Annotated in this window: 8 protein-coding genes; 2 read left to right on the top strand and 6 right to left on the bottom strand. The window is 62.9% G+C overall.

The genetic code is table 11. The features are described 5' to 3' along the window. The first annotated feature begins 326 nt into the window (after nucleotides 1-326). Nucleotides 327-680: a putative quinol monooxygenase gene (locus IB249_RS13580; protein WP_192305450.1), complete on the top strand. Its 354-nt coding sequence runs from the start codon at nucleotides 327-329 to the stop codon at nucleotides 678-680. 41 nt (nucleotides 681-721) lie between these two features. Further along, entirely contained in the window at nucleotides 722-952 is a 231-nt protein-coding gene (locus tag IB249_RS13585) for a hypothetical protein (protein WP_192305452.1), read from the top strand. A gap of 12 nt (nucleotides 953-964) precedes the next feature. Here IB249_RS13585 and IB249_RS13590 read toward each other — a convergent pair whose 3' ends face one another. The 6 genes from IB249_RS13590 to IB249_RS13615 all read right to left on the bottom strand — a co-directional run bounded on the left by IB249_RS13590 (nucleotide 965) and on the right by IB249_RS13615 (nucleotide 12,824). Then, nucleotides 965-1,594, bottom strand: coding sequence for a flavin reductase family protein (locus IB249_RS13590; protein ID WP_192305454.1), 630 nt, complete (start codon nucleotides 1,592-1,594; stop codon nucleotides 965-967). A gap of 144 nt (nucleotides 1,595-1,738) precedes the next feature. Next, a complete protein-coding gene (locus tag IB249_RS13595; protein WP_192305456.1) occupies nucleotides 1,739-3,058 on the bottom strand; it encodes an MFS transporter in 1,320 nt (439 codons plus the stop codon). 226 nt (nucleotides 3,059-3,284) lie between these two features. Further along, nucleotides 3,285-4,610, bottom strand: coding sequence for a sigma-54-dependent transcriptional regulator (locus tag IB249_RS13600; protein ID WP_192305458.1), 1,326 nt, complete (start codon nucleotides 4,608-4,610; stop codon nucleotides 3,285-3,287). Next, on the bottom strand, nucleotides 4,595-6,370 hold the full coding sequence (locus tag IB249_RS13605) for a sensor histidine kinase (RefSeq protein WP_192305460.1): 1,776 nt from the start codon (nucleotides 6,368-6,370) through the stop codon (nucleotides 4,595-4,597). The genes IB249_RS13600 and IB249_RS13605 overlap by 16 nt, the downstream gene beginning before the upstream one ends. Before the next feature lie 105 nt (nucleotides 6,371-6,475). Then, complete coding sequence (locus tag IB249_RS13610) at nucleotides 6,476-11,119, bottom strand: SpvB/TcaC N-terminal domain-containing protein (protein WP_192305462.1); 4,644 nt, start codon at nucleotides 11,117-11,119, stop codon at nucleotides 6,476-6,478. A 181-nt stretch (nucleotides 11,120-11,300) separates the two neighbouring features. Next, a complete protein-coding gene (locus IB249_RS13615; protein WP_192305464.1) occupies nucleotides 11,301-12,824 on the bottom strand; it encodes a fumarate hydratase in 1,524 nt (507 codons plus the stop codon). Nucleotides 12,825-13,110 lie beyond the last annotated feature (286 nt).

Genomic DNA, 13,110 nt, shown 5'->3' on the forward strand with positions numbered 1-13,110 from the left:
TCCTCGGAGCAGCGGTGGGAATGAGCTGAGCTTAAGTTTGTGCAAGACGCAGCGGTAGACACATCCTGCGAAATGCTTGCCTGATTCTGCACGGCGTGCAAGGGAACAGCGCTTTTGACCACCCTGCACCGGGAATACTTGCTTGAAAGTCGTGTTTCAGACCTGTGACAGGATTTACACATTGTTACAGGTAGCCAAGACAGCTTCGCAGGAATGTGCAACAAGCCGGCAGGAATCGACTAACGGAACGGCGCCCGGGCGCTTAACCTTTGATCCTGTCGCAGCCCGTCCCATGGCTGCCACCCGAGTACCTGGGAGGGTTGAACATGTCTACGCAGATCCCCGTCAGTCACATGGCTTTTGTCCGCGCTCGCGCCGGACGCTCCACGGAACTGGGGGCGCGCCTCAGTGCCCTGATCGAACCCACGCGCATCGCCCCTGGCTGCCTGAGTTTTTCCCTGCAACATTCGCAATGCGATCCGCAGCTGTGGCTGGTGTCCGGTTTCTGGACGCATCAGCAGGCCATGACCGCGTACTTCAGCACGCCGGCCATGCAGATTTTTGCTGAGCTGGTGCAGGAGCTGGTGGTCGATAGCCTGGATTTTCATACCTTTAAAGAAGTGTCCACCGCCCAGGCATTGGGCCAGACCCAGTCCTGGGTACACAAAATGGCTGGTTGAGGGTTTAATGACTCGACTTTTCCTCAGCCAGGATCCGCGACATGGCACGCAAAGCCTTTGACCACTTCGAAGCCGTCTCCGCCGTCGTTCCCCGTGAGGGCGGCTACTACGCGGCGATCGCCACCAAACAGATCGGTGGCGCGGGCGCGCCGCGCTTCAACAAATTGCTGGAAGACCAGACCTTCAAGACCGCTATGGAAGCGGACGCCGCCGCTGCCGTGGAGCTGACCCGCCTCAAGGGCGTCGGTGAAGAAGGCGAGCTGATCTGGTAGCTCGAAGGGTCGCTACCTGACCGCCCCCGGGCGGACCATCTTGAACAAGGCCTCAGGCCCCAGCTGAAAGTAATCGGCCGGGCCGCCCCCGCGCAGGATCGGTTCTGCCGCGGCGGTGTCGTACACCCCGTCCTTGAGCAGCCACCTGGCGATGTGCACGGCCACCACCTCACCGAGGATCAGCCAGCTCGGCACCACGTTGCCGTCGGCCCGCTGCAGCTGGATGATCTGCGTGACCTTGCACTCGAAGGATACCGGGCTTTCGGCCACACGCGGCACCTGGATGATTTTCGAGGCCACGGGCGTCAGCCCGGACAATGCGAACTCATCGACCTCGGGGCCAACCATCGCACAGCTCTGGTTCATCTGCTCGGCCAGCGGCCGGGTCGCCAGGTTCCAGGCGAACTCGCCAGTCTGTTCGATGTTGTTCAGGCTGTCTTTGCGCCCGACGCTGGAGAAGCCGATGATCGGCGGAATGTAGTTGAAGGCGTTGAAGAAACTGTAGGGCGCCAGGTTCAGGCGACCACTGGCATCCTGGGAAGAAATCCAGCCGATGGGGCGCGGGCCGACGATGGCGTTGAACGGATCGTGCGGCAGGCCGTGGCCGTTGGCGGGTTCGTAATAGTGGATGTCATCGGACATGGAGGGATTTCCAGGCTGGGTTCGGGACGTCAATAGTGCAAGGACGATCCCCTGATTTCCAGCCCGCGTTCAACGGCGGGAGCGTGCCAATGAAAAAGGGGCAGCCCCGTCAAGGTCTGCCCCTTTTTTGTCGCGTGTCGCCACTTAGTCGGTGACGATCCGCGAATGTTTGCGGGTGTCTTTCATGGTGATGTACACCAGCAGCGACACGGCAATGCACGCGGTGACGTACCAGTAGTAGCCGGTTTCCATGCCGATGCTCTTGAACCACAGCGCGACGTATTCGGCGGTGCCGCCGAAGATCGATACGGTCAGTGCGTACGGCAGGCCGACGCCCAGGGCGCGGATTTCGGTTGGAAACAGCTCAGCCTTCACTACGGCGTTGATCGAGGTATAGCCGCTGACGATGATCAGCGCCGCCATGATCAGGAAGAATGCGCCCCACCAGGTCTGGATGGTGTGCAGGGTCATCAGGATCGGCACGGTGAAAATCGTCCCGAGCACGCCGAAGGCGATCAGGATCGGACGTCGGCCGATCTTGTCCGACAGGCCACCGATGACCGGTTGCAGGCACATGAACAGGAACAGTGTGGCGGCGGAAATGGTGGTGGAGTCGGAGATGCTCATGCCGACGGTGTTCACCAGGTATTTCTGCATGTAGGTGGTGTAGGTGTAGAACGCCAGGGTACCGCCCATGGTCAGGCCGACCACGGTCAACAGTTCCTTCGGATGACGCAGCAAGGTGCGCATGGCGCTTTCCTTGGCCTTGTCTTTCTTGGTGAACGACTCGGTCTCTTCCATGCCACGACGCAGGTACAGCGCGACCACGGCACACAGCGCGCCGATGGCGAACGGGATGCGCCAGCCCCAGGCATACAGCTGCTCGGTGGTCAGGAAGTTCTGCAACACGATCAGCACGCCCAGCGCGATGAGCTGGCCGGAGATCAGGGTCACGTACTGGAAGCTGGAGAAGAAGCCGCGACGCTCCTTGGTGGCCATCTCGCTCAGGTAAGTCGCCGAGGTGCCGTACTCGCCACCCACCGACAGGCCCTGCAGCAGACGGGCGAACACCAGCAGGATCGGCGCGCCGATGCCGATGGTTTCATAACCCGGGCTCAGGGCGATCAGCAGCGAACCGAAGCACATCAGGTACACCGAGGCCATCAGCGCGCGTTTGCGACCGGCGCGGTCGGCGTAGAGGCCCATCAGCCAGCCACCGATCGGGCGCATCAGGAAGCCCACGGCGAAAATCGCGGCGGTGTTGAGCAGTTGCGCAGTGGTGTCGCCTTTGGGGAAAAAGGTCTTGGCGAAGTACAGGGAGAAGGCGGCATAGACGTACCAGTCGTACCACTCGACCATGTTGCCGACCGAGCCGCTGAAGATCGATTTGATCCGGCTGGCGGTGGTTCGTGGTTGAGCGGCCACGGCAGCCGACCCAAGGGGCAGGGTGTTGGAGTTATCCATTGAAGGATCCTTCGTTTAATTGTTTTTAGTGGGGCGTGTTTAAACGCAGCCTGCGGGAGCTATAGCAGGAGCTGTGCCAAGGGGCGGAGGGCCGGTTTAGAGGGGTGTCGAGACTTCGGTCGGCGGAAATCCGCTCATGGCGGGCGGGGCGTGAGCGGAAAGTTGCTTATTTGTCGGGTGGTCTGTCGTCTTTGCCGGCCTCATCGGGATGAGGTCGGCCAGGAGGCTAAAGAAACGTCTCCCGGGTCAACCCGTGCCGCTGCATCTTTTCATTGAAGGTCCGGCGCGGCAGTTGCAGTTCCTCGAGCACCGCCTTCACGTCGCCCTTGTGCCGGGTCAGCGCCGCGCGCAGGCATTGCGCTTCGAACGCTTCCTGCTGCGCCGCCAGCGATTGCCCCGGCTCGACGCCCACCGGTTCCGGCTCGCCCAACCCCAGCACCTGCCGCTCGGCGACGTTCGCCAGTTCGCGCACATTGCCCGGCCAGTCGTGGCTGAGCAGTCGGCTCAACTGCGCGCCGCTCAGCGGGGCAACGCTGCGACCCAGGCGCTCGGCGGCGTGACGGGCGAACGATTCGTACAACAGGGGAATGTCCTCGCGGCGCTCGCGCAACGGTGGCAGCCTCAGCTCGGCCACGTTCAGCCGATAGGCCAGGTCTTCGCGAAAACGCCCGGCCCGTGCTTCGTCGAGCAGGTCGGGTTTGGTCGCGGCGATGATGCGCAGGTCCACACGGATGCTCTGGTTCGAACCCAGGCGCTCCAGCTTCTGCTCCTGCAACACCCGCAGCAGTTTCACCTGCTGGGCCAGGGGCATGCTTTCGATTTCGTCGAGGAACAAGGTGCCGCCATCGGCGTATTCGAGCTTGCCGATGCGCTTGCCTTGGGCGCCAGTGAACGCGCCGCTTTCGTGGCCGAACAGTTCGGCCTCGAACAACTGCTCGGGGATCGCTGCGCAATTGAGCGCGACAAACGGCCGCTCGGCGCGGGGGCCGAAATCATGCAGGCAACGGGCGACCAGCTCCTTGCCGCTGCCGGTTTCGCCGCGGATCAACACATTCACCGGCAGCGTCGCCAGGTCCAGCACCTGCTGGCGCAAGGTCTGCAAGCCACGGGACACGCCCAGCAATGTCACGTCGAGCCTGGCGCGGTTGTCCGCCTGCTCGTGCAGTGCGCGGTTTTCCAGGACCAGGCGCCGCTTGTCCAGGGCGCGACGCAGGCTGCCGAGCAGGGTTTCGGGGCTGAAGGGCTTTTCCAGGAAATCGTAGGCGCCATCGCGCATCGCATCGACCGCCATCGGCACATCGCCGTGGCCCGTCAGCAGGATCATCGGCAAATCGGCATCGCGGCGCTGGACTTCGGCCAGCAACTCCAGGCCGCTCATGCCGGGCATGCGCACATCGCTGAGGATCACGCCGGGGAAATGCCGGGGCAATTGTGCCAGGCAATCTTCGGCGCGGCTGAACAGCTGAACCTCGAACCCCGACAGGCTCAGCCATTGTTCGACGGCGCTGCGGATGCTGCTCTCGTCGTCGACCACCATCACTGAATTGAGCATGGGGCAGGCGCCTCCGGATCGATGGGCAGGGTGAGGGCAAAGACCGCGCCGTTGGCATGATTGTCGGCGCTCAGGCGGCCGCCCGATTCGTGCACGATGGCGAAGGATACGGCCAGGCCGATGCCCAGGCCATCGCCCACCGGTTTGGTGGTGAAAAACGGGTCGAAGACTTTCGCCAGATTTTCCTCGGCGATGCCGCTGCCGTTGTCGATCACACTCAGGCGCCACAGATGATCGTCGGCTTCGAGGCGGATTTCCAGACGTTTGCAGGGGACGTCCTGCATCGCGTCCAGGGCGTTGCGCAGCAGGTTGATCAGCACCTGTTCCAGGCGGATCGCATCGCCGCGCACCCACGCCGGCCGAGTCAGGTGCAGCACGGTGCTGACCTGTTCGTCGCGCAGGCGGGTGTCGAGCAATTGCAGGGATTGATCGACCACCGCGGCCAGGTCCAGGCGTTCGCGCAAGCCGCTGGGGCTCTTGCGGGCGAAGGTTTTCAGGTGGCCGGTGAGGGCGGCCATGCGCGTCAGCATCTCATCCACCGGTTTCAACGCCTTGTAGGCGTCGTCCACGCGGCCGTGATCGAGCAGCAGGCGCAAGGTTGCCAACTGCATGCGTTGTGCGGTCAGCGGCTGGTTGATTTCATGGGCCAGCGCCGCCGACATCTGCCCCAGCGCCGCGAGCTTGGCCGATTGCACCAGGCCGTCCTGGGCAGTGCGCAGGTCGCGGGTACGTTCTTCCACCAGGCGTTCGAGTTCCTCGCGGCTGCGCTGGCGCATTTTCGCCAGGCGCCAGCGCTGGGAGAGAAACAGCAGCAGGAACACCAGGGTCAGCCACACACCGGCGGCGGCGAGCGCGGCGTTGCGCGTGTCTTCGAAGGCGACCTGCGGACGGCGCAGCAGGTGCAGGGTCCAGCCCTCGGTACTCAACGGCAGGGATTCCCACAGGTAGTCGGCGTTGCCATCCGGGCCGTCGACCCGTGCCAGTTGACTGTTGTCGTCGAAACGGCGCAGCGACTGATGCTCGAGCACGGTCAGCGGCTGCTTGTCGTACTGGCGGGTGGTCTTGAGTTCGGCGTGATCGCTGTCGCTCAACGGGTTCAGCAGGCGATAACGCCAGCCCGGCTGGTTGGCGATGAACACGATCCCGCGGGCATCGCTGACCAGCAAGGTATCGCTGCCCTGGCGCCACTCGCGCTCAAGTTCGGGAAATTCGAGCTTGACCACCATCGCTCCGAGGAACTGGCCATCGTCACCGGTGACCGCGCTGGACAGGAAGTAACCCGGAATCCCGCTGGTCACCCCCACCGCATAAAAGCGCCCGGTGCCCTGGGTGCGGGTCTGGTTGAAGTACGGACGGAAACCGTAGTTGTGGCCGACGTAGCTGCTGGACAGGCGCCAGTTGCTGGCCGCCACGGCGAGCCCGGTGTGGTCGAGCAATTCGAGGGTCGAGGATTGCGCCGCGCCGTTGATTTGTTCCAGCTTGCGGTTCAGCGCGTCCTGCTGTTCGCCCGTGACCGGCCCCTTGAGTGCCGAACGCAACTCCGGATCCAGCGCCAGCACGGCGGGCAGGGCGCGGTAACGTTCGATCAGGGTGTGCAGGGAGGTGGCGTACAAGCCCAATTGCTGACTGGCCCGGGCAGCATCTTCCACCAGCGCCTGACGCTCGGCGTGACGCATGGCCAGGGTGGCGGCGATCACGGTGCCGGCGAGGATCAGCAGGGTGTAGACCGTCAAGCGCAGGGCACGGTAAGTCGGAATCATGGGACGCGAGTCGAGCCGGGTGATGGGAGGCGCAAGATAGCATGCGGGCTATCTGGCGCCAGTGGTCATTGTCCGGTTCGCTCACTCGGGTCGTATTGACCTGGGTTAATGTCGCGTCCAGGGGTTTCGTCGTGCAGTGGTCGGCGGTGCCTCGAACAGATCGTTTTCGTCGAAGTGGATGCTGTACCAGATGCGGTACTGCTGTTCCCGGCGCAAGGGTTTGAGTTCGGCGTCCGGGCCCTGGGGCATTTTTTTTGCCAGGATGGTCTGGGTCGGCCGCCCGGCGGCGTCGTAGAACTGCTTGTCGTGATACTGGAATTCGCGCAGCGACTGGTCCTGGATGCGCCGAAAGCTGTCGGCGAAGTAGGGCCGGTAGATCCGCACTTTCTCGCCCTTGTTGTTGTATTCGACCGGTTCGCTGACCCGCCAGCGCCGGACGGCTTCGGCTTCTTCCGGTACGCCGTCCTTGAGTTTCAGCGTGCCGTCGTCTGCCACCACCCACGCCTTGCCGGGCTCGACTTCCTGTTTGGCCTGCAACACACGGCTGAAGCCGTCCTGATGGAGGATGGCGATGCGGATCTGCAACTCCGGGTCTCCTGGATAACGATCGGCCTGCAACGTCGCGACGTGCACCGGTTCGCGGTGGGCGTCGTCGACGTATTGCTGCAGCAGTTGTTCGTGTGCGTCCGGGGCCGTCACCTGCGACAAGTGCTGGCGAGCACGATCGCACAGGTGTCCGTCGGGTAACACGAAACCTGCCGCCAGCGCCCAGTCGAACCATTCGCCCTGGGGAGATTGAGTGGCCGGAACACGGCCCATCCAGCTGAAGGCATCGCTGAACATGGCCATGGCGTAATTGCCGATGGCGAGCCTGGGCGTTTCGATGGCGTGTGCCGGGCTGCGGTCCTCGGGTCGCTCATAGTCGTCCAGTGAATGGAAGCCGACCTCCTCACCCATTTCCGTGCCGTAAAAGCTGGTCACCAGGGGTTCGCCGAACGCGTTGTACCGCGCTTCCTGGGTATTCTGGTTGGGGTCCAGGATGGCTTGGGGGAGAAAGGTGCGGTAATCGAGGTCAACGATTTGCGTGACGCAGCCGTCCGGCAATTCAATCGCAACGTGGACACACATATGCCGGTCGTACGCGACGTTGGTGATGCCGTGGCTTTTGGTCTGCTGGAAGCGGTCCACGTTGTAGAACCACGGCGCGCCCATGTAATGCGGGAACCCGCGACGGATTGACCACAGGTAGTTCTTCGCCTCGTCCGGATCATCCGGGACCGGCTGCTCAACTTCCGGCAGGAACAGGTCCATGATGTGGTAACCGACCTCCGGGGATTCGAGCTTCTCCTTCAGGTTGAACGGCATGTTGCCGTCTTCATCCTTGAGCTTGTCATAGGCGCTCAGCGCATGGGCATCCAGTTCGGCGATCTCGACGTAGCCGGACAGCGCCTGCACGGTGGCCACGCCCTTGGGCAGTAACTGGTTGGTGCCAGGCTCGAGGTAGAACTGCATGGACAGGCCGGCGAGCACCGATTGCCTGGCCCACTCGCCGTCGTCCTCGCTCCACTCGACGAAGTTATCGTGGCTGATGTCTTCGCTTTTCAGTTGGGCCTTGTCCAGCACCAGGGCATTGATGCGTTCCCGGTAGGGCAAGCCCAGCCGGTAGGGCATCCCCGGTTTCCAGGTCGCTTCGTCATACACATGGGCGTACTGGGTTTTCACTTCGGTCAGGTACCAGCATTGCTGGGCCGGATCGTGGGCGTCCGTCCAGTAGCGGTTTTCGTGCTCGTCGTCGAAGGGGGGGGCGGCGTCGGTTCGGCGCCGCGCGTAATAAACGACGAACTTGTGGATCACATCGCCAAACTCGTCCCATCTCAGGTTCAGCGTGTGTTCGCAACGAGGGTCGTCCGGCATTTGCGGTTCATATTGATAGCTGATCGATTCCAGGGCCATGGGTTGCAGCACGCTGTAAAGGTCATGCTCGCCTTTGGCGCGCAGCAGGCGCACCTGATAGCGATGTTCAGCCACGGTATAGGGCACCTGTGGGTCATCCGCCGCGAACACTTCGGTGCGCAGCACCGATCCGCTCAGCGCACGGGCAATCTCGCGGGCGGTGGGCGCGTCCGGTTCGAACGGTTCGGCGGCCCGGTCGCGCAGGTGAAAGCGCTCCAGTCGGGTCGCTCGCAGGGCCTGCGCTTCGGTGTCGTCGGCGTAGTAGCCATCCCTTGCCTGATCGATGAACTTGCCAATGTGAAACCAGGTCTTGTGCAGGATCGGTGCGGTGAACCCTTCGCTCGCCCGTTGCGCTGGGGTGGCTTCGGTGTCGGTCTGCAGCAACAGGCCGAAGCCTCGGAACTCGCGCTCGTGGGGGTCGTAGTAACCCTGTCGGTAGCTGATGAGCTGGGTCAGTCGATTACCGGTGATTTCATCGACCTGGGTCTGGCGTTTGACCAGGTGCATGGCGAACGGCACGCCGGACTCCACCACCCGGTCCTTGTCGATGAGGTGCTGTTGGTATTCTTCGTCGAGGAATTCCTGGGCCGAGCTGCGATAGTCGATGAGGCTCAGTGCCCCCATGTTGTTATTGCTGCGATTGACCAGGTAGGGCTTGGCGCGCACGAAGTCACAGCGCCAGTGTTGCGCAGTCATGTGCGGTTTGGTCAGGATCACACTGGTACAGCCCAGCCCCAGCAGATCCGCGGTGGTGACCTGGCACAGGCGGTCGTAGCGCACGCCTTCGGGCCAGGGCACGTCGACGGATTCGGCGGCGAAGCCCTGGCCGCAGCGGTTCATGAACACGCGCATGCAGTCCGATTCCAGGTAGATCAGGTCGGTGGCGCCGGAACCGTCCAGGTCCGCCAGCAGGACCCGTGCGGCACTGAAATCGGCGTAGGCGAAGGTCGGCGAGTCGAGCACGATGCGCTTGCCGAAACGCCCGTGACCGAGGTTGGGCCAGCATTCCAGGCTATCGTGACGCAGGCGGAACAAGTGCTGCTTGCCGCTGCCCAGTACATCGCTGAATCCCACGACTTCTGTTTCCCAATCGCCCGGCGCGGGCAAGACATCGTCTTCGTCGTGGGGCACGTTCCTGCCGACGGTGAAACCGTTGTCGTCCCCCAGGTTGGTGTACAGACGCACGCTGTTGCTGCCGATCAGGGCCACGTGCGTACGGCCGTCACCGACCAGGTCGGCCATTTGTGCCTGGGGATGAAAATACTCCAGCGGAAAGGCTTTAAAGGGGATGAACGTCGACCATTCGCGGTCGGGGTTCAGGGTGAAGCAGCCATTGATCATGGGGGCGTGCAGGCCCCATTCCAGCTTGCCGTCACCGTTGAGGTCGCTGAGGGTCTGGCGAATCGACTTGCTGCTGTCGGCCACCGGGATGTACGGCAACGCCTTCAATTCGCCGTAGCGCACGTCATCGCCCAGGCTGTCCGCCCGCAAGGGTTCGCGGTAATACCAGGCCTTGTCGTAGCGGCACAGCATTCCCGGCATGCCTTTGCCGTACAAATCCGCCATTTGATAACGCTGGCCGTCGTTGAGCCCCGGCATTTGCGGGAACGCCTGCCAGCCTGGCGCACGCCCTTCGTCAAGATCGAAGGGCGCGTAGTTGAATTCCATCGGTGGCCGGCTTTCGACCTGGCCCTGGTTGTCGTAGGCCTGGAGGTGGGCGGCGGTCAGTTGGCTGTAACCGAGGGCCGTCTGGCGGTGTTGCAGAAGCAGCCGTTGCACCAGGACCGGGGCACTGCCCAGCTCGACGGGGAAGTGGTGAAACATCAATACCTGGCGACAGAGGCGGCGGGTGCCCAGCTCAAACCCGTAGTCGTAGTTCCAGAACGGATCGCTGCGCTCCAGCCACTCGCCGAACTGATCGCCATCCTCCAGATACGGCGGGCCGTAGACCGGTGTCTGGGTCAGGTCGTGGGCACGTTCGCCGTAATCGAACAGCAGGTGAAAGAGGAACTGCACGCTGGCCCAACCGCCGGCTTGCAGGCAATACAGGTCGGCTTCGGCCTGTGCGTTGCCATAGAGCACCCGGTGCACATAGCGTTGGGCGCGATAGTCACGGCCCTGGTGGGCGTCGGGCCCTCCCGTGTCGGCCTTGTACTCGTACACAATGTGCTGGCCGCGCGGGTCGACCGTCTCGTCCAGCAGCCAGACCCCGACCCGTTCGGGTTTCTGCGGCTGGCTCTCGTCCCTGGGCTCGGCCCGACGCGAATCCAGCGTCTTGCCGTAGACATGGGTGTTGCCATCGGCGCTCTGGATCTTCCAGAACCCGGCCACGTCGTCGTCATTGACCCAGCGCTCGATCTTGGCGAAACCGCCCTCGATCCTCGGGTGGTACACCATCACCTGGTAAGCCGTGGTGCCGATTTTGTCCGGGCGGGTGATCAGTTCGCCCTGGTTGTCCAGCTCCGGCATCCAGGTTTCGCCATCGGGGCCGATGATCAGGTCCTTGTTGGCTTCGTACACCGGCACGCCCTTGCTGGTGCGCAACGTGATGGCATTGACGGTCAAATGCCAGCCCATGCCGAACAGGCTGTTGCCCACATGGCTGCTGTAGCCCAGTGACAGCGCCGGCACCCGATCACGGTTGGGGGCGGTGGAAATCGGCAGTGGCAAGTTCAGCGACGCCGAACCGGTCGTGCCCACCGGCCCCCAGCCGCCAAAACTGGCAATGGCGCCGCCAATTTTTGGCTGGGTCGGGGCGGTGATGTTGATCGTGCCTTTTTGTTCTTCTGTGGCCATTTCTGTTTCCACCTGACAAGGACACATGCGAGCAGTCAACTTATCAGGGGACGCGCAGGCTGTGACCTGTCACATCTGACAGGTCGGCGGTGTGAGCGATGAAACGGCACTTTTCCCATAGCGAAAAAAAACCGCCCCGTCGTTGCCGGCGGGGCGGTTTTCAGGGGTGTTTCAGTGCAACTTACTGCACTTCCACCGCCAGGTTTTCACTGATCTTTTTCTGCCAGATGGCAGGGCCAGTGATGTGCACCGATTCGCCCTTGCTGTCGACCGCAACGGTGACCGGCATGTCCTTGACCTCGAACTCGTAGATCGCTTCCATGCCCAGTTCGGCGAAGGCCACCACGTGGGATTTCTTGATCGCTTGCGCCACCAGGTAAGCCGCGCCGCCCACCGCCATCAGGTAGACGGCCTTGTGGTCCTTGATCGCGTCGATGGCGGTCGGGCCGCGCTCGGACTTGCCGATCATGCCCAGCAGGCCAGTCTGCTCGAGGATCTGACGGGTGAACTTGTCCATCCGCGTCGCAGTGGTCGGGCCTGCCGGGCCAACCACTTCTTCGCGCACCGGATCGACCGGGCCGACGTAATAGATGAAGCGACCCTTGAGGTCCACCGGCAGGCTTTCGCCCTTGTTCAGCATCTCGACCATGCGCTTGTGCGCTGCGTCGCGACCGGTGAGCATCTTGCCGTTGAGCAGGATGGTTTCACCCGGTTTCCAGCTCTGCACGTCTTCCGGGGTCAGCGTGTCGAGGTTGACGCGACGGGCCGACGGGCCGGCTTCCCAGACGATTTCCGGGTAGGCATCCAGCGGTGGCGCTTCCAGCGAGGCCGGGCCGGAACCGTCGAGCACGAAGTGGGCATGACGGGTGGCGGCGCAGTTGGGGATCATGCAAACCGGCAACGAAGCGGCGTGGGTCGGGTAGTCCATGATCTTCACGTCGAGCACGGTGGTCAGGCCGCCCAGGCCCTGGGCGCCGATGCCCAGCTGGTTGACCTTCTCGAACAGTTCCAGGCGCATTTCTTCGATGCGGTTCTGTGGGCCACGGGCCTTCAGCTCGTGAATGTCGATGGATTCCATCAACACTTCCTTGGCCATCACCGCGGCTTTCTCGGCGGTACCGCCAATGCCGATGCCGAGCATGCCCGGTGGGCACCAGCCGGCACCCATGGTCGGAACGGTCTTCAGGACCCAGTCGACGATCGAGTCGGACGGGTTGAGCATGGCCATTTTCGATTTGTTCTCGGAACCGCCGCCCTTGGCCGCCACGTCCACTTCCACGGTGTTACCCGGAACGATGGAGTAATGGATCACGGCAGGGGTGTTGTCCTTGGTGTTTTTACGAGCGCCTGCCGGGTCGGCGAGGATCGAGGCACGCAGGACGTTTTCCGGCAGGTTGTAGGCGCGACGCACGCCTTCGTTGATCATGTCGTCCAGGCCCATGGTGGCGCCATCCCAGCGCACGTCCATGCCGACGCGGACAAACACTGTCACGATGCCGGTGTCCTGGCAGATCGGGCGGTGGCCGGTGGCGCACATGCGCGAGTTGATCAGGATTTGCGCCATCGAATCACGGGCAGCCGGCGATTCTTCGCGCAGGTAGGCCTCGTGCATCGCCTGGATGAAATCCACGGGGTGGTAGTAGGAAATGAATTGCAGGGCGTCGGCAACGCTCTGAATCAGGTCGTCTTGCTTGATCACGGTCATGAGTCGCGCTCCTCTAAAAGACGGGAACATTCAATAAGGTGCCGGCAGTTTGGGTGCATCGGTCGACTGTCAGCACCTTTCAAGGCACGCCGGGGCTGCTGGCGCGACGCTAAAAAGGCGCGGCAGTATACCGCGCCTCGAGGGGCGGTACACGTCCGGGCGGCTATTCATTGGTCGCATGAGCGGGCGGTCTGGCAGGATTGCTCGGGCGGAGCGGGCTGGCTCGCGAATGCGCTGGAACATTCAGCAGGGTATTGACCGACACTACGCTTTCGTCGGAATGCCG

This window comes from Pseudomonas sp. PDM04 (genome assembly GCF_014851765.1).
GTDB lineage: Bacteria > Pseudomonadota > Gammaproteobacteria > Pseudomonadales > Pseudomonadaceae > Aquipseudomonas.

Bases quoted from the DNA above. Each gene is read 5' to 3' on its own strand.
- IB249_RS13580 (WP_192305450.1), top strand. From the start codon at position 327: ATGTCTACGCAGATCCCCGTCAGTCACATGGCTTTTGTCCGCGCTCGC.
- IB249_RS13610 (WP_192305462.1), bottom strand. From the start codon at position 11,119: ATGGCCACAGAAGAACAAAAAGGCACGATCAACATCACCGCCCCGACC.
- IB249_RS13585 (WP_192305452.1), top strand. From the start codon at position 722: ATGGCACGCAAAGCCTTTGACCACTTCGAAGCCGTCTCCGCCGTCGTT.
- IB249_RS13595 (WP_192305456.1), bottom strand. From the start codon at position 3,058: ATGGATAACTCCAACACCCTGCCCCTTGGGTCGGCTGCCGTGGCCGCT.
- IB249_RS13590 (WP_192305454.1), bottom strand. From the start codon at position 1,594: ATGTCCGATGACATCCACTATTACGAACCCGCCAACGGCCACGGCCTG.
- IB249_RS13615 (WP_192305464.1), bottom strand. From the start codon at position 12,824: ATGACCGTGATCAAGCAAGACGACCTGATTCAGAGCGTTGCCGACGCC.
- IB249_RS13600 (WP_192305458.1), bottom strand. From the start codon at position 4,610: ATGCTCAATTCAGTGATGGTGGTCGACGACGAGAGCAGCATCCGCAGC.
- IB249_RS13605 (WP_192305460.1), bottom strand. From the start codon at position 6,370: ATGATTCCGACTTACCGTGCCCTGCGCTTGACGGTCTACACCCTGCTG.